Source organism: Flavobacterium sp. DSR2-3-3 (assembly GCF_049896585.1).
Taxonomy (GTDB): Bacteria; Bacteroidota; Bacteroidia; order Flavobacteriales; family Flavobacteriaceae; genus Flavobacterium.
The window spans coordinates 127,800-150,929 of sequence record NZ_JAFCUP010000007.1 but is presented as its reverse complement, the minus strand read 5'-3'; the positions used below and the strand labels follow the sequence as shown (position 1 = coordinate 150,929).

Here is a 23,130-nt window from a genome sequence, read left to right as displayed (position 1 = left end):
ATTAATATTGGCTACAAATGAGTGAAAATTGGAGTCAATTCGTCTAAAAATCCGCAAACCAATTTTTTTGTTTCGCCGACTGTAAATACATTTGATTTAAACTACAATTAAAATTCTTTCTGGGGAAAAGTCATTTGCAGATTTATAAAATAAAACACGAAAATACCAATTACAAAGCTCATAAAAATAAGATAAAAAATCCTCTTGAAAATCCCTCTCAAAACTTTAAGTAACCTTATTGTATAAGTGGACTTATAACCGGACACATTCAACACGAGTTTACTTCACTAGAGGTAAATTTATTTTGGTGTTCAATGATTTTAATTCATTGTTCGTGCTGCTCAAGCAACGAAACTCTGACTGTTGTAAGCTATTGTTTTTGTTTAATGATCTAATTCTTTTAACAAAAATTCTGCTTGTTGTAATGTGTTCTTGTATTTTTTTGAAACCCATTTCGAATAGAATAATAAAAATATATAACCAAATGAAAAAGAAAAAATCCAAAAATACTTGCTTTTAGAAATGTCAGTTTCTCCAAAAAGTTTAGAAAGTAAAATAATAATACCTACTAATAATAAATAAGATAACGTGGTACTTATTTTATGAAGTGTATAAAATCGAATTTTTTGGGTTGCAAAATCTTTTAATGTTTCTGAATATGTTTTATTTGTATCAACGCCATTATTGAATTGCAGAAGACTGATTAAACTAATTACTGGGATTAGTAGTAAAAGAACAATGGTTAGAATGCCCGTTCCTTTCAATAAATTGGTATTTAATTTATCAAAATGTAACCCAATGTAAATAACGCCAAGAATGCAAATCAGAATGCCGATTATTTCAGGATAAATAATTTTTTTAAAATTTGATTTGTATTTAAATGTTGTTATTTGGTCAATCATTTTTATATCTATTTTTTCCTGGCCGGATACTTCACTCCAAGAGTTTTTTAAATCATCTAGTTCCATAATCAGTTTTGTTATTTATTTGTTTTTTCAACTTTTCTTTAATACGTGCCATTTTTGTTCCCACATTGCTTTCAGACAGCCCTGTAATTTCGGCAATTTCCTGGTAGCTTTTGTTTTCTAAATATAGCATTACAATTCCTTTATCCAGTAAATTAAGATTATCGAGATGTTGTTTCAACAGGGTTACTTTTTCTTCAAAATGGTTGTTTTCATCCTCATTTACATCTAAATATTGATCCGCTATTGGAACAGTGGTTATTTTTCTTTTTGCAGTTTTTAAATTATAAATGGCAACATTCATAGCAACTCTATACATCCAAGTGTTAAAACTTGATTTTTGATTGAAACTGTCAAATGATTTCCAAAGGTTATAAATGATTTCCTGTAATAAATCCTTTCTATCATCAATCGTGTCGGTGTAAATTGATGCAATTTTGTAGATTGTACCTTGATTAGCTTTTATGGCAGTTGTAAATTTTTCTTTTTTATCCATTAAGATTTAATAAAATAGTTACTATCAAAATTACTTACTATGAACCAATATCCAATCGGAAATTTGCTTTAGCACAAATGGTGCTATCGTTTGCGTTATAGAACTGTATTCGTTCATTTCACCGGATTCACATTCTTGAAATAAATGATTGAGATTTGGAATTTCAAAGATTGAAAAATCTTTATTACGTCCTTTATTTAAAGCCTTTGTAATTCCCTCTTGATTAATTTTTGGCTGAACCTGCATGTCTTTACTGCCATTTAAAGCAAGGACAGGACAAGTTACTTTTTCGAGCTCATTTGCAGGATTATAATTATAAAAGTATCTGTTCCAAGGAGAGGTTCTTATTTCGATTAGGTTGGCAATAATTTCTTCAATTTTTGCGGCAGAATTAATTATTGGTTTCAACATGGGAACTATAGCTTCATGATAGTGTATTTTTAAATCTTTTTTGATGTCAACTAATTCTTTATCTGTAGCGGCTATTTGAATAGCTTTTTTGATTGCGGACTCATACAAAGCTTCATCCTGCACAGGAAAACCTCTTGTTTTTTTTGAAAGATAGAGTGAAACTTCACTTCCAGAGATTCCTGTTCCTCCAAGCATAACTATAAAGGAAACATTTTTATTGAGATTGGCAACCATTGGTGCAATAATAGCCCCTTCGCTGTGGCCAATCAGTCCAATTTGCTTGCTAAATTTCCTCGATTTTAAATATTTAATAGCACTCAAGACATCGGTAGCCAAATCTTTTGATGTTGCAGCACTATGGTCGCCGGTAGATTTTCCCACACCTCTGTCATCATAACGGAACATCCCAATTCCATGTCTCGTCAGGTAATCCGAAAGCACAAGAAACGGCTTGTGTTCATAAAAAGTTTCATCCCGATCTTGTGGTCCACTACCGCTAATTAATATAGCAATTGGATATTCCCCAGTTCTGTCAGGAAGTGTAAGTGTTCCTGATAAAGTTATATTTGCTTCGTTATTGCGGAATGTTATTTCTTCTTCTTTATATGGATATGGTTTTACTGGTTCTTGAGGTCTTTTAAAAGCATTGTGAGTTTCAATTTGTACTTTTTTTAGAACCAATGGCAAAGCATTTAAACCTTCAGTAAAAATTCCATCTATTTGTTGCAAATCTTTTTTGAAGGTGCCTTGGTATTTAAAACCCAAATTCGACCCATCGACAACTAATTTTTCATTTGAAAAAACAGTTTTCTTTGGTTTTAGATTTGCAGCTCTTAGAGCAGGAATGTCTATTGTTGTTGAGTAATTTTCGCCACTTTTTTCAATAGTGAAATTGAAAACAACGGGTTCACTTTTTCCACTTTCAATAATACCGCTCCATTTACCTGAAAGGTCTTGAGCATGAGAAACAATAAAAAAAAACAAAATTAAAGGGATGATAATTTTTTTCATTTTTCTAAATTTAATTTATATTAAACAATTGCCTTGATTGTGAAGTCACTATTCTATTAGTGTAGCAAACGTTAGAAAAATCACAGTATAAAGCATTTTTTTTATTTAAAGTACAATAGCCTGCAAGTTTTGGGGCTTACCGAAGAAGCGGAATTAGAAGCATAAATGTTCAATTTAACACTGAACTAGCTTTTATTCAAAACGCATGTTGACATTTGTCTTTCCTGTTAATGTTTTATTTGTATTGCAATCTTGATTTGCTTTATTGATAATTATCAAATGATCAAAGAGTTGATAAAACGCATTTATTACAAACATAAAGGTCGCTAAGGTTACAGGAGGACAACAGATGAAATGAACCATAGAGGAATAAGTTTCAATCATAAAACCGCTTCAAGATTAATGAAACTATTACTGCTAAAAAGTTTAATTAGAGTAAAAAAATACAAATTTTACAAAGTGAACAAGGTAAAATAGCTTTAGACCTTTTAAAAGAGGAATTTTAAAGTGAAAGCTCCAAATCAAAAATGGGCAACCGATAAAACCAAATTTAATATCTCTCGAAAGAAACTGTAGTTATGGGCTATTGTTGCCTTATTTAATCAAGAAATAATTAGTTATAAACTTACCGAACGGCCTGTTTTTAATCAAGTAGTTGTGATTCTCGAAAAAACATTTAAAAAGACACCTAACACACTAATTTGAGCTTACAATAGACCAAGGCTGGAAATGCCATATGAAACTATAACGATACTAGTCAAAAGAAAAAGGAATTAAACAAAGTATGTCCAGAAAAGAAAATTGTTTCGATAATGCTATCATAAAAAAACTTTTTTGGAATACTAAAATCAGAATTAATCAACATACATAAATTTGCAAGTTTAGATGAACTAAAGCGGGAAATCAAACAATGTATAAACTAGTGCAATGGTGAAAGAATTAAGTCAAATTTAGACAAAATCTGCCCGATTCAATATCGAGTTTACTATTATTAAAATTAAATATAAATTTGTCCAAACTTTTGGAGGCAGTTTATTTTAGAAGCTTTTTTATTTTAAAATTATAAAATTAGTAAGCATTAAGAAATTAAATGGAAAGAAAAGAGCTGATTATAAATAGAAAACGGTTTTTTGAAAGAATCAAAAAACCGTTTTTATTAGGTAAGAATACAATAGATTATTGCTTTTTATAAATAGAATAAATCGTATTTATCGTTTTTTCGTCCAATAGACCATTCACTTCGTTCTGAATGAAATGAAGTTTGAAAGCCATAATTGCTGCAGTCAGATTTTTAGTGTCGTATCCTATGATTCGCAATCCTTGTTCTGCATTGAAATCAATTGGTGCTGTTTCTAAAAATTCATCAGGCCAAACTCCGAAACCTTTTTCGGCTAATATTTTCCAAGGAAATAATGCACTTGGATCTTTTTTTCTTGTTGGTGCAATATCCGCATGACCTATGATATTTTGCGTCGGAATGTTGTACTCTTTTTTTAATTTAGTCAAAAGAGCCAGTAAACTATTAATCTGTAATTCAGAAAAAACCTCTAAACCGTTATTATCCAGTTCGATGCCTATTGAATTTGAATTTATATCGGTGTTTTTTCCCCATGAACCATTTCCGGCATGCCAGGCACGTAAGTAATCGTTCAGCATTTGAACTACTTTTCCATCATCTGAAATGACATAGTGGGAACTAACCTGAGTTTCTATTGTTGTAAACGTTTTGATAGTTTGTAGCAATGAATCCTGTGCAGTATGGTGAATAACAATTAAATTAGGTTTGCGTAAGTTAAAATTTACTGTTCCTACCCATTCGGTGTTAATACCATTTTCGAGAGGTGTTGAGCCCATTTTGAAAATTGTATCCTTATACGTATGCAATTGCTTGGTGTATAAAGTGTCAATATTCATCGACACATGAGGAATCTCAGGTAAAGGTTGCGAATCCTTATTGGATATGGTTTTTTTTAATGTTTTTAATTTAGTATCGTATATTTTTTCGCTCTTTTTAAAACGATTTGGCGCGCAAGAAGTGATGGCAACAGCAAAAATTAAATAGTAAAAAATTTTTCTCATATTGGGAATTAATTTTTGTGTTTATCAAAAAAATTATTGTTTTGCTTTCTTTTTAGATTTCGATTTTTTAGGATTTTTTGCTTCTTCATTCATAGCAATATATTTTGCCTTTTGGTCTTTGTTCAATAATTCCATTATTTTCCTATCAGTAGTTTCTGAAAGAGCTTGAATGTTTTTTATTTTGTCCACTTGACTAACTTCTGCTTTTATAAGCATGCCTTGTGTTTTTATGCTCTCCACCAGAATATTAGAGATTGCAATTTCCTGAAGTGCATCAAGAATAAGTTCTGGTTTTATTCGCTCCATGATTTTTCCAACAGTTACTTCAGCAGGAATTTCTTTAGGTTTTTCCTGAGCTCTAGTTTGGTCCATTCCGCTATTCATTCTGCGATTACTTCCGTAGCCATTCCCGTAAGAGTTTCCATATCCTCCATTTCCGTATTGTGCCGAAACAGCATCGGAAAAGAACAGTACAAATGCAATAATAACAATGGATTGAATAGGTTTCATATTAGCGTTTTTGAATGAATTTAAAAATTATCTGCAGTTATGCTGGTTCTCCGTATAAATCAAATTCTGTTGCCTCGGTGATTTTTATCATCACAAATTCACCTGTTTTTACGTAGTGTTTAGAGGCATCAATAAGAACTTCATTATCTACATCAGGACTGTCAAATTCAGTTCGACCAACAAAATGGGCACCTTCTTTTCGATCAATAATACATCTGAATGTTTGTCCTACTTTTTCTTGGTTTAAATCCCAAGAAATTTGAGATTGTAATTCCATAATTTCATTAGCACGTTCTTGTTTTACAGTATCCGGAACGTCATCTTCCAGTAAATAAGCATGGGTATTTTCTTCATGAGAATAAGCAAAACAACCCATTCGGTCAAATTTCATTTGTTGGACAAAATCTTTCAATATGTTGAAATCTTCTTGCGTTTCTCCTGGATATCCTACAATCAAAGTGGTACGAATCGCCATTTCGGGAACAGCTGCCCTGAAATCTTTTAATAGTTTTGTTGTTTTCTCCTGAGTTGTTCCACGTCGCATAGATTTTAATACTGAATCAGCAATATGTTGCAACGGAATATCAATATAATTGCAAATCTTTGGTTCACGTTTCATGATTTCTAATACTTCCATTGGGAAACCGGTAGGGAAAGCGTAATGCAAACGAATCCACTCGATTCCTTCTACTTTTACTAATTCTTCCAGTAATTCTCCAAGTGCTCTCTTTTTATAAAGATCTAAACCGTAATAGGTCAAATCTTGAGCAATCAAGATTAATTCTTTTACGCCATTTTTGGCTAAACCTTCAGCTTCTTTTACTAATTTTTCAATAGTTTGCGAAACGTTTTTTCCTCGCATTAACGGAATCGCACAAAAGCTGCACGGTCTGTCACAACCTTCAGAAATTTTTAAATACGCATAATTTTTTGGAGTTGTAGTCAATCGTTCTCCCAATAATTCATGCTTATAATCAGCTCCTAAAGCTTTCAGTAATTGTGGTAATTCAGTAGTTCCAAAAAACTGGTCAACATTTGGTATTTCTTTTTCTAAATCTGGACGGTAACGTTCTGACAAACATCCGGTAACAAACACTTTATCAACCAGTCCTCGCTCTTTCTTGTCCGCATATTCCAAAATCATATTCACCGATTCAGCTTTGGCATTATCAATAAATCCACAAGTATTTATTACAATAATATTTCCCTCTTCGGCTTCTGGCGCTTCATGTGTAACGTCTTTTCCGTTAGCGCGTAGCTGACCCATAAGCACTTCACTGTCATACACATTTTTCGAACACCCAAGAGTGATTACGTTTATTTTATTCTTTTTTAAAGACTTAGTTCTCATAACATTAGAATCCCGATAATTTGGGAATTTTGCAAAATTACAATTTTTTATTCAAATTGAACTTATTTCAGTTCCTTTTCAGATTTTTATGACGCTATTCCTGCTGTACGCTATAATCTCCCGAAAAAATCGGGAGGATTTTCACTTCCATCAGGGTTAAAAAAAATCCGTTTCATAATCACGAAACGGATTCTAAATTTTATTTTTTGATGTGATTACAATTCAAACAAAAGCGACAACGACACATTGTTATTAATGGCATCTATGTTTGCTCCGTCAGTAAATCCTTGGTTGAAAAATCCTTGTTGAAAATTTCTTTTTGCATACGAATAGGCTAAATCTACTTTGGTTGAACCAAAACTGTATCCTAAACCTGCTGAATAACCAGTCAAATCGCCTATAGTTACGGCATTTTTGTAAGGACTTTGCTCATAACGATATCCTGCTCTTAAACTCAAAGCCTCAATTTTATATTCGGCACCTATTCTTAATTCGCCTGTAGTGTCCAGCATCGAATCCATATCGCTATTTAATCCATTAAAATACGCATCATTTTTCGGTTTGAATTTAGTGTTGCTGTAATCTTTCATTGCATAATCGATACTAATTAATCCTGTTTTTCCAAAAATATAAGCGAAACTTCCGGTTACCTTGCTTGGGGTTTGTAATTTGTAAGCTTCGTAAACATTAATGATTTGAGGGTCTACAACATCGGATGGTAATTCTCCACCCGAATTGCTGCTGACAGCAACAAGACTTTGTGATAACTCATCAGTCAGGGTGTACCAAGTTGAAGATTCATACGCCAATCCCAGACGCACCTCATTCGTCAATTTTGCTATGACTCCTGCTTGAAACGAGAAACCTGTTCCGTAAGTTTTTAAATCATTGTTAAATTGTATTCGTTTTACTTTGTAATTGGAATCCAACGGATTGTTGTTGTCTTCGTAAAAACCGGATGATCTTTGATAATCTGTAAAATGGGAATTTAAGTTTAATCCTATGTATAATTTATCTTTAAAGGAAGTGGCTGCGTTGAAAGCTAATTTTCCGTTATAGCCTGTGCTGTAAACCGAATTTTCTTGATAATAATTGCCTCCGTTCGGAACATTTGATGAAAAAGGTGAGTTTTCGTTATTTTCATCAACTGCATTTATGACAAAGGCTTGGTAACCCAAAAATGCTTGTTGGGCATCAAAACCGCTTAACCTAGGAAATTGGCTGTTGGGCAAATTTCTTCCTAAAAAAGAGTATAAATCAGATATGGATTCTCCCGATTCTCTATTTACAAACTGTTGCGGAACTGGCGTTCCATTATTCCCGTTATTGGCATAACTCAAAAAATAATTAGCTATCGAATTGTTTGGATTGGTTCCTGCAGAATATAATCCATTGTCAAAATTATTGGTATTTTCATAGTTGACACCTAATGAAACTTTTTTCCAATTGCTGTTGGTACCTCTGTTGTTAAACACAAAAACAGCTCCAGCTTGATTCAAATCAAAAGAATTTGTTTTCTCGGATGTTGTATTACCAAAGTAATTCGAGTTGTTTTTAGTGTCGTTATTACTCAGCGTAATCCCCATTTGGTTATTTGAAAAAATTGCGAAACCCGCAGGATTAACATTTATAGAAGATAAATCGCCGCCAAGTGCGCCAAAAGCACCACTCATAGCTCTAAACCGAGCAGTTCCGTTCAAATTGTCCTGCGAATAACGCATCGCATCCGAGATTTCTTGTGATTGTGCAATACTTGCAGTCAAGCCCAATGCTAGTACGAATATATATATTTTCATGTATTTCAAATTTTTTAATTTTACACTATAAAAGGAAAGAAATTAAATTATCCTCTACCGCCTCGACCACCAGATGATCTTCCGCCACCGCCAGAATTACTTGATCTGGAACTACTATTAGAGCTTGGAGTATACGATCTCGAATTGTTATCATTTCTTGCAGCAGGCGTGTATGATCTGGAAGGAGCATTACTTTCGTTCCGAGCATTAGTAGTATTGCCTCTTCTTCCTGGATTGTAATTAGAGTTATTTTGTGATTGTACTTGGTTTCTAGAAAAAGTCGGACTTGTTCTATTCAATCGACCGGAAGAACCTCTTCCAAAATCAGTAGCGTTATTTCCTCTGTAGTCTGAGTTTACAGCTCTTCTATTGATTGTAGTACTTTGTGTTCTGTTGTAATTTCCAGAATTTCGATTACTGTTTACTGAATTTGCGTACGAAGATCCTCTACGACCTGGATTGTGAGAGTAAGCGCTGTTATTGTTGTAATTTGAGTATCCCCAGTTGTTATCATACCAGTTATTCCAACCCCAATTGTTTCCGTAGAAATTATTCCATCCCCAGTTATTCCAACCAAAACCAACGTTCATACCCCAGCCAAAACCACCGTTCCAACCCCAATTGTTTCCATACCAATTGTTCATACCCCAACCGTATCCGCCATTCCATCCCCAGTTATTTCCGTACCAATTATTCATTGCCCATCCGGTATCGTAAATATTGACATTTACAGTTTGAGGATTACTGCCCCAACCGGGATAATTGGGATTATTGTTTTGTAACGTATCATTCTCTAAACTGTAATCATTATAATTATCAACATCTGTAAAGATTTCAACAGGTTGATTGGTGTTTTGTAATGACCCAAAGTAATCCTTATAATCATTGTTTGGCGCATTTTGCGTCTCAGTCACAATGGCTCTATTTGCGGTATTACCATAAATTCCGTCAGAATCATAGTAAGAACTGTTTTGGTAAGAGCCACAAGATGCCAATAAGACGCTCAAAAATCCAACAATATAGTAAATTGATGTATTTTGGAAAGAAAGAGTACTTGTTTTCATATATGTGGAGTTTTTATTGTTGTACACTACAAAAATAGTTAGTTTTGCTGAACTATTTATTTTAAATCAATAATGCAAAATTTGTGCCAAACTATTCAATATGAGTAAGAACTTAACTACAAGAGCGGAAGATTATTCAAAATGGTATAACGAGTTGGTTGTCAAAGCCGATTTAGCCGAAAATTCAGGAGTCAGAGGTTGTATGGTTATTAAACCGTATGGATATGCGATATGGGAAAAAATGCAAGCGGAGTTGGATCGAATGTTTAAAGAAACCGGGCATCAAAATGCTTATTTTCCTTTATTTGTTCCAAAAAGCATGTTTGAAGCCGAAGAAAAAAATGCGGAAGGGTTTGCAAAAGAATGTGCAATCGTTACTCATTATAGATTAAAAAATGATCCTGACAGACCGGGGAAATTAATGGTGGATCCAAATGCAAAATTAGAAGAGGAATTAATCGTTCGTCCTACAAGTGAGGCCATTATCTGGTCAACGTACAAAGGTTGGGTGCAATCGTATAGAGATTTGCCTTTGTTGATTAATCAATGGGCAAATGTGGTACGCTGGGAAATGAGAACACGATTGTTCTTGCGAACAGCAGAGTTTTTGTGGCAAGAAGGACATACCGCTCATGCAACTAAAATGGAGGCTGTTGAAGAATCAGAAAAAATGATGAATGTATATGCTGATTTTGCTCAGAATTTCATGGCAATTCCAGTTATCAAAGGAATAAAAACAGAAACCGAACGGTTTGCGGGAGCGGAGGAAACCTATTGTATCGAAGCTTTGATGCAAGATGGTAAAGCATTGCAAGCGGGAACTTCACATTTCTTAGGTCAGAATTTTGCGAAAGCGTTTGATGTGAAATTTGCCAATGCCGAAGGGAAGCAAGAATATGTATGGGGAACATCTTGGGGTGTTTCAACTCGTTTGATGGGCGCTCTGGTAATGACGCATTCAGATGATCAGGGATTGGTATTGCCCCCTAATTTGGCGCCGATTCAAGTAGTAGTTGTTCCTATATATAAAACAGACGAACAACTAGAAGCCATTACGGCCGAAGTAGAGGTTTTGGTAAAAGCATTTAAGAAATTGAATATTTCTGTGAAATACGACAATAGAACAACTCAAAAACCAGGTTTTAAATTTGCAGAATGGGAATTAAAAGGTGTTCCTGTTAGAATTGCGGTAGGTCCAAAAGATTTAGAAAATGGAACTTTCGAGGTGGCAAGAAGAGATACGTTGACAAAAGAAGTGGTTTCTAAAGATGGAATTACGAATTATATCAGTGATTTGTTAGAGCAAATTCAAAAAGAATTGTTCGAAAAGGCATTAAATTACAGAAATACGCACATCACTGAAGTAAATAGTTTTGAAGAGTTTAAAGAAGTTTTAGACACTAAAGGGGGTTTTGTATCAGCACATTGGGATGGAACTGCAGCTACTGAAGAGAAGATTAAAGACCTGACTAAAGCTACTATCAGATGCATTCCTTTGGATAGAGTAGAAGAGACGGGAAGCTGTGTCTTTACAGGGGAAAGTTCAATTGGAAGAGTGTTGTTTGCGAAGGCGTATTAAAAAAAAATAATTTTTTTTGCATCTACTATTGTACGTTTCAAAAATAGTTGTATTTTTGCATCCGCATTAGAGAAGCAGGGCCCGTTCGTCTATCGGTTAGGACGCATGGTTTTCATCCATGTAAGAGCGGTTCGATTCCGCTACGGGCTACTATTTTTATTGCATGTTAAAGTATTCCTGAACTTAGAAGGAAGTTTGGCCCGTTCGTCTATCGGTTAGGACGCATGGTTTTCATCCATGTAAGAGCGGTTCGATTCCGCTACGGGCTACAAATTTCAATATTTTGATTGATAAAAACTTAGGGGATAATGGTCCGTTCGTCTAGGGGTTAGGACGCTAAGATTTCGTCTTGGTAACAGGGGTTCGATTCCCTTACGGACTACAAAAAAATAGTAAAAGATAAAAAAGCAATAAAATGGCAAATCATAAATCAGCTCTAAAGAGAATCAGAAGTAACGAAAAGAGAAGAGTATTAAACAGATACCAACACAAAACTACTCGTAATGCCATAAAAGCATTAAGAATAGCAACTGATAAAATTGATGCTACATCTAAATTATCAAGTGTAATTTCTATGATTGATAAATTAGCTAAGAAGAATATCATTCATGATAATAAAGCTTCTAATTTAAAATCTAAATTAACGAAACTTGTTGCTAAATTGTAATCAATACAATGTTTAATATATAGAAAAAGCTCTCATTTACGAGAGCTTTTTTTATGTGTTATATTTTTTTTATTTTAATTTATTCTTTAAATATTCGAGCATGGACTGACTGATGGGTTTTGATAAAAAGTCAATTACCATTGGATATTGTTTCGATTTTTCCAAGTCCTCAGGATCAATTGTAGAAGAAAGAACAACCACTTTTATAGTGCTGAATTCTGAAAATTCTTGGCTATTAAAATGATCCAGAAACTCCCAACCCCCCATTACAGGCATGTTTAAATCCAAAAAAATTAATTGTGGATGTGGGATTGGCTTGTTTTTATTGTTGGTGTTTTTTATCGTATTGAAGTAACTAAGCGCTTCTTCGCCATTTTGTGATGTGATAATTTCATTGGAAAATGAAGATTTAGTAATTACTTTTTTGCAAAGCATAAGTGTTATGGGATCATCATCAACGCATAAAATTTGATCTAACATTATTGTTTGTTTTTAAATGTTAATGTAAAAGTAGTCCCTTGGTTAACTTCACTTTCTATATCGATAGTTCCATCCATAGTTTCGACCTGTGATTTTACTAAATACAATCCCAGTCCTTTGCTGTCTGGGTAATTGTGAAAACGTTGGTAAAGCCCAAAAACTTTATCTTTATTTCGAACTAAGTCGATTCCTATCCCATTGTCTTTAAAAGTTAAAACAACAGTATCATCAATTTGGTCAGTGGTAATAGTTATTTTTAGTTTTCTATTTTCCGATTTGTATTTGATGGAATTCGTTAAAAGGTTTAATACTATGCTTTCTAAGTAAGCTTTATTGATATTTATTATTGAAACTTTTTCAAAATCGAGTTTAATGATTGGTCTGTACAATTCAATTTGGAAATTAAGTTGACTAAAAACATTTTCAAATATTTCTTTTATCAACACCGCTTCTTTTTTGATGGAAGGATTATCTTTTATAATGATTACTTTAACAAGATCGTTGATGGTGTGGTTTAATAAATGAGTAGATTTATTAAAACCGCTTAAAATTTCCTTCAATTCTTGGTTTTCAATAGGAATATCTTCAATTAAGTTTAGTAGTCCCGTTAAATTTGATAATGGAGCTCTTAGGTTGTGCGAAGTAATGTAGGAGAACTGCTTTAAGTCTTTATTGTTCTGTGTCAGTTCTCTTATAAGCTGTTCTTTTTCCTTTTCTTGCTTTTTTTCTTCAGTGATATCTCTTTGAATGGAAATCCAGTGGGAAAGCTCGTTGTCAGAATTGTAAATAGGGATCATAGAAAGGCGTACCCAGTATTCATCTTTATTTTTAGTGTAGCTGATTGTTTCTATTAAGCATTCTTCTTTATTTTTAATTGCTTTTAAAAGCTTTTCAAGCGCATTAACATTAGAGTTTGGGCTGTTGAAAAGATCGGGAGATTTTCCAATGATTTCATCAGATTCGTATCCTGACATGATTGAAAAAGCGGGGTTAACATAAATAATGTTGGGGATTTTTGCATCAAAAGAATCGGCCTCGGTAATGATTATAGAATCTTTAGATTGAGTAATAACGGTCTCTAATAATTTAAGTCTTTGTTCTTCCTCTTTTTGTTTGGTGATGTCTTGTATCGCCCCAATCATTCTGATTGCTTTTCCGTTTTCATCTTTCAATAAAAAACCTCTGTCTAAAACATATTTATAAGAATTGTCAGAACATCTGAAGCGGTATTGATCCTGCCATTTTTCGGTTTTTTGTTCAATAAAGGAATACAGTTTGATAGACATTTTGATGCTGTCTTCGGGGTGAATTTTATTAAACCACCATGTTGAATTATTGCCAACTTCTTCTGGTTTGTAGCCAAAAACATTTTCGATTCCTTTGTTCCAAGAAAAGTTGTCGTCCTGTATTTTCCAGTCCCAAATCGTATCACTGGTTGCTTTTGCTACGATATCGTATTTTTCATTTGACTCCTTAATTTCGGTATTCGACTTTTTAATTTTTTCAAATGTGGCTATGTTTCGATTGTCGTTTTTCGAGAGGACAAGTTTGAAAATTATTCCGGTGAAGAGTATAAATAATAGGTCTGTAGTAAAGGTGTAAAGCGGAAGTTTTTCATTGGAAATATATTGTAGTAGTAATTTATGACTAACAACAGCTACAAAGATTGAGATAAGAATGTAGATGATGATTACTTGATTGGTTTTGCTTTTCATTACTCAAATATAAATAATTATTGCCGAATTATTAAACATCAATGGGAACTTATTTTTCAAGGTTTTTTTAAGTTCTGTTTTTGTGTCTAATAGGTTAACAATATGTAAACTATTGTATAATTATTTTTTATATCAAAATAAAGTGTACCTTTGCACCCATTAAAAATCACAGATGGAATCTATTAGAAACATTGCAATTATTGCCCACGTCGATCACGGTAAAACAACTTTGGTTGATAAAATTATGTATCACTGTCAGTTATTTCGTGACAACGAAAACACAGGTGACTTAATCCTTGATAACAACGACTTAGAGCGTGAAAGAGGTATTACTATTACTTCTAAAAATGTTTCTGTAGTATACAAAGGAACAAAAATCAACATTATCGATACTCCTGGTCACGCCGATTTTGGTGGTGAGGTAGAGCGTGTTTTGAACATGGCTGATGGCGTTTGTCTACTAGTAGATGCTTTTGAAGGACCTATGCCACAAACACGTTTTGTATTACAAAAAGCGTTAGACCTTGGTTTAAAACCATGCGTTGTTATTAATAAAGTTGATAAAGAAAACTGTACGCCTGAAGAAGTTCATGAAAAAGTTTTTGACTTAATGTTTGAGTTAGGAGCAGAAGAGTGGCAGTTGGATTTTCCAACAGTTTACGGTTCGGCTAAAAATAATTGGATGTCTGATCATTGGGAAAACGTAACTGATAATGTGGAAGCGTTATTAGACATGGTTATTGCTAATGTACCAGCTCCTAAAGTATCTGAAGGAACTCCTCAAATGTTGATCACTTCATTAGACTTTTCAGCATTTACTGGTCGTATCGCCATTGGTCGTTTAGAAAGAGGTGTGTTAAGAGAAGGAATGCCAATATCTTTGTGCAAAAGAGATGGTGTTATAATGAAATCACGTATTAAAGAATTACACACTTTTGAAGGACTTGGTCGTAAAAAAGTTCAAGAAGTAATTGCTGGAGATATATGCGCAATTATCGGAGTTGAAGGTTTTGAAATTGGTGATACAATCGCTGATTTTGAAAATCCGGAAGCCTTACAAACAATTACTATTGATGAGCCAACAATGAGTATGTTGTTTACCATCAATGACTCTCCTTTCTTTGGAAAAGAAGGTAAATTTGTAACTTCCCGTCATATTAGAGACAGGTTGAATAAGGAATTGGAAAAAAACTTAGCGATGAAATTGGGTGAAACTGATTCAGCAGATAAGTTTATGGTTTTTGGTCGTGGAGTACTTCACTTGTCAGTTCTTATTGAAACAATGAGAAGAGAAGGATATGAATTGCAAATTGGTCAACCACAAGTTATTATTAAAGAAATTGATGGTAAAAAATGTGAGCCAATTGAGGAATTAACAATTGACTTACCAGAAAATCTTTCAGGAAGAGCGGTGGAGTTTGTTTCTTTCCGTAAAGGAGAAATGTTGAGTATGGAAACTAAAGGTGAGCGTATGATTATAAAGTTCAATATTCCATCACGTGGAATTATCGGATTGCGTAACCTATTGCTTACTGCTACTGCTGGTGAGGCAATTATGGCACACCGTTTTATAGGATATGAGCCTTACAAAGGAGAAATTTCTGGACGTAACAAAGGTTCATTGATTTCTATGGAAAAAGGAAAAGCGATTCCTTATTCTATCGATAAGTTGCAAGATCGTGGTAGATTCTTCGTTAATCCTAATGATGAAATTTACGAAGGTCAAGTAATTGGAGAAAACTCCCGTAGCGATGATATGTGCGTGAACGTGACGAAAGAAAAAAAACAATCAAATGTTCGTTCTTCTGGAAATGATGATAAAGCTAGAATTATTCCTCCGGTTATTTTCTCTCTTGAGGAAGCGTTAGAGTACATTCAAAAAGATGAATATGTTGAGGTAACTCCAAAATCTATTCGTTTGAGAAAAATATATCTGACAGAAACCGATAGAAAAAGATTTAAAATCTAATTTTATTTTTTATAAAGCTTAAAAGCCATTCGTTGATTCGAATGGCTTTTTTTATGGTTTCTAATTTCGCATTTTGCTGTTCTTGACTCAAATAAGCGTTAGAGATATTTTATTAATGTTGGTGAATATCAGAATTTATTGGAAAAAACATGCTCAGAAGGTTAATTTATGAGATATTTTTTTTTATTCTGTTATCTCTTCAAACTAAAATGGCCTTTAGCTTCTCTTCCGTCATCTAATTTTATGGCGTACCAATAATCATCAGAGGGTAAAGGCTGTCCGGTAAACGTACCGTCCCAACCTTGACTGCTGGCCGTAATTTGTTTTAGCAACTTGCCGTACCGGTCATAAATATAGATAGTAGAATTTGCATTAAAATTAGCATTTACTCCTTTTACATTCCAATAATCATTTTGGCCGTCTCCATTTGGAGTGAAAAATTTAGGTACGCCAATTAAGGCTATTTTTTGGCTCACTGTTCCACAACCATTTTTATCATTGATGTATACTTCATGTATTCCAGCAGCTATATTATCAAAGAAATTAGAATCTTGAAAAGGTCCAAACGGTGCATCAATACTGTATTCATACTCTCCTTGTCCACTTACCGTAACTGTCACCGTATTGGTTTCGGACAAATCTGTGATAGCAATATTTGTAATTTTCGCAACATCTGAAGCGGTTACTTTTATGTTTCTTATTCTGCTGCAGCCGGCAAGTGTTCTGACTTCTACAGCATAATTCCCCTCTTGATTTACATCCAAAGTATAACTTGTCTGATTCGGCAGAATGTTATTATCCCTTGACCATATGTAGGTATAATCGGTGGTTGGTGAACCGTCTTGAATGCCAGCATCGAGTTTTACAAAAAAAGTAGGAAGATTAGAGCAAACTAATTTATTTTCTTTCAAATCTTCATTTGTATCAATATTTGGTTTTGGATTGACGATTAACGTAACTCTTGGACTCAAACCGTAACAGGCATTATTAGCAGTGCTTTCTACTCGAACCCAAATTTTTTGTTGATTTGGATAGCCTTCATTTCTGTAATTTGAAGTATTTGTTATCTCATAATTTTCGGATAAAGCATCAGCTTCATTTTTATAAAATTTAATCGAATAAGAAGAATTTGACGGTGGAAGAGTAGCTAAAATATCAGTGGCTACACTACTAAAATCGAAGGTTGCGATGCCATCCGTATCATTATTTGCTACTCCCAAGTCGTCGCACGTAGAAAACGACCGAGTGAATGAAGCTGGAATTTGGGTAGTAGATACCACCAATGTTATTTGAGCGACACTGATGCAGCCATTATTATTTTCTACTCTTGCCCAAACTGGCATGCTTCCTGAAACTTTATTTCTAAAAGCTAATGAATTGGTAATTAATTTAGTGGAATCTGTATTTTCAGCTCCGGCAAGGGAGGTGTAATAAGTGAATGTTTCCGACGGTGCATTAGAAGAAATCGCGTCATTTTTCACGGTTAAATTAAAATCAGAGAAACCATCTGTGTCATCATCACATTGTACAATTGTGACAGCATTGACTACCGGTAAAGTATAAATTGTCAAAGTAGTTTCGGAAGAAATCAAGCCACATGAATTTCCAATTTTATCCAGTTTCACTCTGTATTTATAACCATTCATTGCATTGGTAACTTTTATCAATGTTAAAGTTTTTGTTGTTGCATTCTGATATTTTGCATTATTCAGAATATTATTCCAAGTTGTTCCGTCAGTTGACAATTGCCACTGATACGTATTTCCACCATTATCAAGGACTGTGATTGTGGTATTTTCTAACTCACAGGTTGGACTTGCCTGAGGTTGAGCGGAGATTACTATTGGCGCAGCAATTACGTAATTGTTATTTGGGATCATGTAGCCTACACCGCTTGTAACTCTCCCTTTAGTATCTACCATTATGGGGTTATTGCCTAATAATCCATTAGCATCGGGGTCACTAAAACCGGCTTCAATAACATCAAAACAGAGATCATTATCACTATCCAAATCGATGTAATTTAAAGTGCCATCCAAATCGGTGTCAGAAATGGTATACTTTAGTTTGCCGCTATCTAGACTCGTTTCAAGTCCGTCAAATAAACCATTCGTACCAAAAGCAGCAGTTGAGCCATCAATAATTCCATCGTTATTAGCATCGATAACCATACCGCCAGATTCAGTTAAATCAAAAATTCCGTCATTGTCACTGTCTAAGTCTAATATATCATACACAACTGGAAAAGGATTAAAAACATCATCGTCAGTGTTAATTCGGATTAATCCAGGTTCAAAAGCGTTATCCAGACCATTTTTATTGGCATCAATTCCAGAAAAAACTTTAAAGCCTTTGCCTTGTGCTTCAATGGTATCAGGAATTCCGTCATTATCACTGTCAATATCCAATATATCTGGAATTGTGTCTAAATCCGAATCAAAAGTTTGTGTACGATTAATCATGAAAATAGCTTTGTTTACTGTTGCGTCAGAAAGATTAGTATGAGACAGAGTAACTGAATTAGTGAGATAAGATGAAAATTGAAAGCTTCCTAAGCCAGGAGCTAATGGAGTGGTGCTTTTTAGTCTGAAACGGATTTCGAAAGATGAATATTCTGTTACACCGCTTTCAAAAATTCCGTCATAGTTAGTATCCACTAGTAACTGATTTTGCGGATCTGTCAAAGTAATTGTTTTATCGGCAGGAACTTTTAATACAAAATCACCTTCAGCATTTAAATATTCAGAAATATTAGTAGTTTGGTTTGGATTATCCTGCGATATATAATTAATGCTAATACTTTCTGTTTTTATTAGATTTAAGGTATATGATACAGAATTTATTATTCCAGCTGGAACTGCAGATACAAATCCATATAATGGTTTTCCGATAATCGTTCCGCTTCCCGTAATGGTAGCATTATAATCTGGGCTTAAGGTGGTATTCGACTGGCTTAGCAGCGAAATATTGGCTTCAGAATTATTTATGATTCCATCATTGTCCAAGTCGACGTCAATGTTGTTATTGGTACCGTCATTGTCTGAATCTAATGGGCAAGCGCTAACCGGAATTTTATCTGAAAATATAGGGTCGGTATTAGGGCAATTTGTAATACTTCCTTTTACTTGGTAATATCCCGGTTGTGTGGGTTTATATGAATTTGAATTTGCGTCGTTAATTAGATTATCATTGAAATACCACTGAAAAGTATCATACGAAGATAAAGTACTAATTTTCAAAATAACATTGGGTATACACGCGGAGTTCGCTACAGCAATTTTATCTGTAACAATTTCTGGTTTAGTGTCAAATCCGGAATAATAGCCCCCATAAGTTGCAGCGCCATTTGTACCAAAGTAAGAAACATACACTTGCCTCGTAGATTTAACTGTAATATTTCCTGCCAAATTAAAAAGGGTATATCTCACATAATTCGTATTTCCTGTTACTGGAACAGCAACGCTATTGATCGGGTTGTTATTTATGGTTACTGTAGCACCTGTTTCAGTAACAATATTCAATCCGCCATTATATAATACATTGCCAATCGATTCAATGGATGGAATATTATCCACAATGCTGGGTGTACTACAATTTAAAGGTGGAACAAAAAATAAATTTTGATTGGCGGGAGAATTACTTCCCGCAATACTTTGATACGCAAATATATTTTCTGATGATTTTACATAAAGATTCCCATTAACAAATTGGTTTCCATCAATAGCCACATAATCACCGGGATTATTTAACGTTATAAAAGGTGTGGTATTGTCATTCAAATATATAGTGGTAAGTGGTTTATTTGCAATCAACAAAACACGTTCTAACTCCATATTCAGTCCCGCACCAAGCCCTTTTACAAAAATATATTCTTTTCCTGTTTTTTCAAAAGGGACAATTTGGTCAAATCCAACGTCTCTTCCTGCAGGAAAGCCTTGAAGATTAAGCAATGTGCTATTGCTCCCTCCAAAGGAACCTGAATTAACCACTACTGGTTTGTCTGATTCCACTAAAGCACCAATCATTTTAGAACTATTGGAAACAGAATTGTTGTAGTTTTCAAGTGCTATAACATAACTTTCATTTTTGTTTAAAATAACTTCTATTGGTCCAGTAATAGAGGTGCCATTAGAAAGTCTAGTTCCGATTTCAATATTCGAGATCGTGACTTTTGTACCATTTTCTGTAGCTAAAATCGATGCAAAGTTCAATACACTAGTATCGAAAAGTGGATTTAACATTGCACCTAACCTGAAATTTTTACCTAATGCACTGTTCCCTTTTGACACCAGTCCTCCCGCATGAACATAAGTACCTGTTTGACTGAGGCCTGCATTAACACGAACACTTACATAAATTAAATCTTCAGCTTCAACTATAAATCCTTTATTTGTTACAATGCCAATACTACTCTTTGGAGTAAACAATTGTGTGTCTTGACCTTGTCCTATAAAATAAATATAAGGTGTGTTATTTTTTACAACATCCGTAACAATAGTTGCTCCATTTGCAATAATTTTAAAATTTACATTTGTGCTGCTTGGTGTAGAAATATATAAATAATGATCCCCTGCTAAATTTGTAGCACAGGTCAATGGCGGTATGTAATGTGTTTTGCTAAATTGAGCAAAGCAACTTATTGATAAAAAAATACATAAAATAAGTAAAGTTTTTTTCATGTGTTAAAAATAGCGAAATTTATATTATCTTTTTAATGAAAAATGACCTTTAAATTTTAGTTAAATTATCATTTGTTTAAAAGTATTTTTTAATAAAAGAAGTAAATTTGAGTCAACAGAAAACAGAAAAATATGAAAAGAAATGCAACAGCAGTCTGGAAAGGTTCACTAAAAGAAGGAGCTGGGAAACTAACCACGCAAACTACCACATTAAACGACACACAATATTCGTTCAAATCCCGTTTTGAAGAAGGAGTAGGAACAAATCCGGAAGAATTGATTGCAGCGGCGCACGCAGGCTGTTTTACGATGCAACTTTCGGCTTACATAAGCGAAGAAGGTTTTGAAATTGAAAGTATTGAAACCAAATGCGATATTGATTTTGTGGACGGAGCAATTGTAACGTCACACTTAACGGTTCAAGCAAAAGTAAAGGAAATAGCAGAGGATGCTTTTCAACAATTAGTGACAAAAGCTGAGAAAAACTGTCCAGTTTCTAAAGTGTTGAATGCAGCGATTTCAAGTACAGCTATTTTAGCATAAACGACAATTTACATAACAAAAGGCTCGATTTTATTTAAATCGAGCCTTTTTGTTTTTGATAAAAATAGTTTTCTATTTATTTCTTCATTTCCTTGCTAAAACTTTCGTGATTGCTTTTTCAGCAAGCGCAGCCATAATCTGATAACCTACTTTGTTGGGATGTACACCGTCTTCGGAATAAGCAGTTTTTAATCCGTTCCGTTCATCTGCCATAGCCGAAAAGTAATCAACATATAGAATATTATTAGCGTCAGCGTATTTTTTTATCATTTTATTTAGTGCCACCACTTTTTCAGCAGGATTTTGATTGGGTTTCCAAGAGAAATCGTAAGCTGGCAATACAGAACACAGAATCACTTTTATCTGGTTTGCTTTTGCCAATTCGGCCATCGAGAAAATATTATTTGCTATCATCTCTAATGTTGAAGGACCAGTATTGCCGGCAATGTCATTTATTCCGGCCAAAATAACTACCGTAGCGGGTTTTAATGCTATAACATCGGCTCTAAAACGAATAAGTATTTGTGGAGAGGTTTGGCCGCTGATGCCGCGATTAACGTATGGTTTTCCGGCGAAATATTCAGGATTTAATACACTCCAAAATTCGGTTATGGAATCGCCTGTAAATACTATTCTTTTGTCTCCTTGTGCTACCGGTTTCAAATTCGCATTTTCATTTTGATATTTATTTAAGTTCGGCCAATCCTGCGCGTGTACTTTTCCTGCCATAATGATTGATAAAAATAATATGCTGTAAATTAATTTGATGTTTTTCATTTGTAAACGAATTTAAAATGCACAAAAAGGAAATTTTGTACTAACGAATTAAAACCAAACAACCTTCCATTTATATTCGAAAGATACAGAAAAGGAAGGTTGCGATTTAGTTTTTAGTATAATTTAATCAAACAAGTCGGAAGATAAATACCTATCGCCTCGGTCACAAATGATAGCTACAATGACTCCAGATTCTAATTTCTCAGCTATTTTTACGGCAACTGCTACGGAACCACCACTGCTCATTCCTGCAAAAACTCCTTCTTCAAGTGCCAAACGTTTAGTCATGGCACGTGCTTCCTGCTCCGAAACTTCTATGATCGTATCTACTTTCTTTGCATCAAATATTTTAGGTAAATATTCCTGAGGCCATTTTCTGATTCCCGGAATTTGGGACCCGTCGCTGGGTTGCGCACCTACAATTTGAATCATAGGATTCATCTCTTTTAAATACGTTGACGTTCCTATAATCGTTCCTGTTGTTCCCATTGCCGCAACGAAATGGGTAACGGTTCCTTGCGTATCATTCCATATTTCGGGACCTGTCGTTTTATAATGCGCTTTCCAGTTGTCGTCGTTTGCAAACTGATTAAGCATGATGTAACCGCCTTCGGCTACTTTTTTATCGGCATAATCTCTGGAGCCAATTATTCCGGTTGCTGCGGGTGTCAAAATTACGGTTGCGCCATAAGCACGCATGGTTTGCATACGTTCTATGGTGGAATCTTCAGGCAAAATCAATTCGATTTCGATTTTAAATAATTGCGCAATCATCGCCAAAGCAATTCCGGTGTTACCGCTCGTCGCTTCAATAAGTTTGTCGCCTTTTTTAATATCTCCTCTTTCCAATGCCGATTTTATCATGTTGTACGCCGCACGATCTTTCAAGCTTCCTCCGGGATTATTTCCTTCCAGTTTCAGTAAAAGTTTTACGTTTTTATTTTGTATCAAATGGGTAGATTCGACTAAAGGTGTATTTCCTATTAAATCTAATATTTTTTGTGGTTTCATGCTGTTTAATGTCTTGTGTTTGAATTG

General features: G+C 34.2%; 18 protein-coding genes, 3 tRNA genes and 1 pseudogene. 9 read left to right on the top strand and 13 right to left on the bottom strand.

Features of this window, described 5'->3' with window-relative positions:
* Positions 1-383: 383 nt before the first annotated feature.
* The 3 genes from ACP7AQ_RS11265 to ACP7AQ_RS11255 are packed head-to-tail and all read right to left on the bottom strand — an operon-like array spanning position 384 to position 2,883.
* Positions 384-968 (bottom strand): hypothetical protein, encoded by a 585-nt coding sequence (locus ACP7AQ_RS11265; RefSeq protein WP_426064621.1) that lies wholly within the window; start codon positions 966-968, stop codon positions 384-386.
* Positions 955-1,461, bottom strand: a complete 507-nt coding sequence (locus ACP7AQ_RS11260) for an RNA polymerase sigma factor (RefSeq protein WP_426095513.1) — start codon at positions 1,459-1,461, stop codon at positions 955-957. Before ACP7AQ_RS11260 ends, ACP7AQ_RS11265 begins: the two co-directional genes overlap by 14 nt.
* Before the next feature lie 30 nt (positions 1,462-1,491).
* Complete coding sequence (locus ACP7AQ_RS11255) at positions 1,492-2,883, bottom strand: alpha/beta hydrolase family protein (RefSeq protein ID WP_426095512.1); 1,392 nt, start codon at positions 2,881-2,883, stop codon at positions 1,492-1,494.
* A 342-nt stretch (positions 2,884-3,225) separates the two neighbouring features.
* Between ACP7AQ_RS11255 and ACP7AQ_RS11250 the strand changes: the two are divergent.
* Together ACP7AQ_RS11250 and ACP7AQ_RS11245 are read left to right on the top strand one after the other, a co-directional pair.
* Positions 3,226-3,360 (top strand): annotated as a pseudogene (locus ACP7AQ_RS11250) (hypothetical protein); the annotation flags it as partial.
* 362 nt (positions 3,361-3,722) lie between these two features.
* On the top strand, positions 3,723-3,806 hold the full coding sequence (locus ACP7AQ_RS11245) for a hypothetical protein (protein ID WP_426095556.1): 84 nt from the start codon (positions 3,723-3,725) through the stop codon (positions 3,804-3,806).
* Between the two features lie 253 nt (positions 3,807-4,059).
* Here the strand turns inward: ACP7AQ_RS11245 and ACP7AQ_RS11240 are convergent, their stop codons facing one another.
* The 5 genes from ACP7AQ_RS11240 to ACP7AQ_RS11220 all read right to left on the bottom strand — a co-directional run bounded on the left by ACP7AQ_RS11240 (position 4,060) and on the right by ACP7AQ_RS11220 (position 9,683).
* Positions 4,060-4,962, bottom strand: coding sequence for an N-acetylmuramoyl-L-alanine amidase (locus ACP7AQ_RS11240; protein WP_426095511.1), 903 nt, complete (start codon positions 4,960-4,962; stop codon positions 4,060-4,062).
* Between the two features lie 33 nt (positions 4,963-4,995).
* Complete coding sequence (locus ACP7AQ_RS11235; RefSeq protein ID WP_426095510.1) at positions 4,996-5,472, bottom strand: hypothetical protein; 477 nt, start codon at positions 5,470-5,472, stop codon at positions 4,996-4,998.
* A gap of 37 nt (positions 5,473-5,509) precedes the next feature.
* Positions 5,510-6,823, bottom strand: a complete 1,314-nt coding sequence (gene rimO, locus ACP7AQ_RS11230; protein ID WP_426095509.1) for a 30S ribosomal protein S12 methylthiotransferase RimO — start codon at positions 6,821-6,823, stop codon at positions 5,510-5,512.
* Positions 6,824-7,038: 215 nt separating this feature from the next.
* On the bottom strand, positions 7,039-8,619 hold the full coding sequence (locus ACP7AQ_RS11225) for an OmpP1/FadL family transporter (protein WP_426095508.1): 1,581 nt from the start codon (positions 8,617-8,619) through the stop codon (positions 7,039-7,041).
* 47 nt (positions 8,620-8,666) lie between these two features.
* The gene (locus ACP7AQ_RS11220; RefSeq protein WP_426095507.1) at positions 8,667-9,683 is read right to left on the bottom strand and encodes a hypothetical protein; all 1,017 of its coding nucleotides are present in this window, start codon (positions 9,681-9,683) and stop codon (positions 8,667-8,669) included.
* Positions 9,684-9,783: 100 nt separating this feature from the next.
* Here ACP7AQ_RS11220 and proS point away from each other — a divergent pair, with 100 nt between their 5' ends.
* From proS to rpsT, 5 genes are all read left to right on the top strand, one after another.
* Complete coding sequence (proS, locus tag ACP7AQ_RS11215) at positions 9,784-11,262, top strand: proline--tRNA ligase (protein ID WP_426095506.1); 1,479 nt, start codon at positions 9,784-9,786, stop codon at positions 11,260-11,262.
* A gap of 78 nt (positions 11,263-11,340) precedes the next feature.
* A tRNA-Glu gene (locus ACP7AQ_RS11210) sits at positions 11,341-11,412 on the top strand.
* A 47-nt stretch (positions 11,413-11,459) separates the two neighbouring features.
* Positions 11,460-11,531 (top strand) — tRNA-Glu (locus tag ACP7AQ_RS11205).
* Between the two features lie 41 nt (positions 11,532-11,572).
* A tRNA-Glu gene (locus ACP7AQ_RS11200) sits at positions 11,573-11,644 on the top strand.
* Between the two features lie 33 nt (positions 11,645-11,677).
* Positions 11,678-11,929: a 30S ribosomal protein S20 gene (rpsT, locus tag ACP7AQ_RS11195; protein WP_091205143.1), complete on the top strand. Its 252-nt coding sequence runs from the start codon at positions 11,678-11,680 to the stop codon at positions 11,927-11,929.
* A gap of 69 nt (positions 11,930-11,998) precedes the next feature.
* On the opposite strand, the gene ACP7AQ_RS11190 is transcribed toward rpsT, so the two are convergent.
* The gene (locus ACP7AQ_RS11190) at positions 11,999-12,409 is read right to left on the bottom strand and encodes a response regulator (protein ID WP_426092521.1); all 411 of its coding nucleotides are present in this window, start codon (positions 12,407-12,409) and stop codon (positions 11,999-12,001) included.
* A complete protein-coding gene (locus ACP7AQ_RS11185) occupies positions 12,409-14,124 on the bottom strand; it encodes a PAS domain-containing sensor histidine kinase (RefSeq protein ID WP_426095505.1) in 1,716 nt (571 codons plus the stop codon). Before ACP7AQ_RS11185 ends, ACP7AQ_RS11190 begins: the two co-directional genes overlap by 1 nt.
* Before the next feature lie 172 nt (positions 14,125-14,296).
* On the opposite strand from ACP7AQ_RS11185, the gene typA reads away from it, so the two are divergent.
* On the top strand, positions 14,297-16,093 hold the full coding sequence (gene typA, locus ACP7AQ_RS11180) for a translational GTPase TypA (RefSeq protein ID WP_426064638.1): 1,797 nt from the start codon (positions 14,297-14,299) through the stop codon (positions 16,091-16,093).
* A 191-nt stretch (positions 16,094-16,284) separates the two neighbouring features.
* Here the strand turns inward: typA and ACP7AQ_RS11175 are convergent, their stop codons facing one another.
* Complete coding sequence (locus ACP7AQ_RS11175) at positions 16,285-20,772, bottom strand: T9SS type B sorting domain-containing protein (RefSeq protein ID WP_426095504.1); 4,488 nt, start codon at positions 20,770-20,772, stop codon at positions 16,285-16,287.
* Between the two features lie 132 nt (positions 20,773-20,904).
* Between ACP7AQ_RS11175 and ACP7AQ_RS11170 the strand changes: the two genes are divergently transcribed.
* Positions 20,905-21,315: an OsmC family peroxiredoxin gene (locus ACP7AQ_RS11170; protein WP_426095503.1), complete on the top strand. Its 411-nt coding sequence runs from the start codon at positions 20,905-20,907 to the stop codon at positions 21,313-21,315.
* An 84-nt stretch (positions 21,316-21,399) separates the two neighbouring features.
* On the opposite strand, the gene ACP7AQ_RS11165 is transcribed toward ACP7AQ_RS11170, so the two are convergent.
* Together ACP7AQ_RS11165 and cysM are read right to left on the bottom strand one after the other, a co-directional pair.
* Entirely contained in the window at positions 21,400-22,092 is a 693-nt protein-coding gene (locus tag ACP7AQ_RS11165) for an SGNH/GDSL hydrolase family protein (protein WP_426095502.1), read from the bottom strand.
* A 123-nt stretch (positions 22,093-22,215) separates the two neighbouring features.
* On the bottom strand, positions 22,216-23,103 hold the full coding sequence (cysM, locus tag ACP7AQ_RS11160) for a cysteine synthase CysM (RefSeq protein ID WP_426095501.1): 888 nt from the start codon (positions 23,101-23,103) through the stop codon (positions 22,216-22,218).
* Positions 23,104-23,130: the final 27 nt, after the last annotated feature.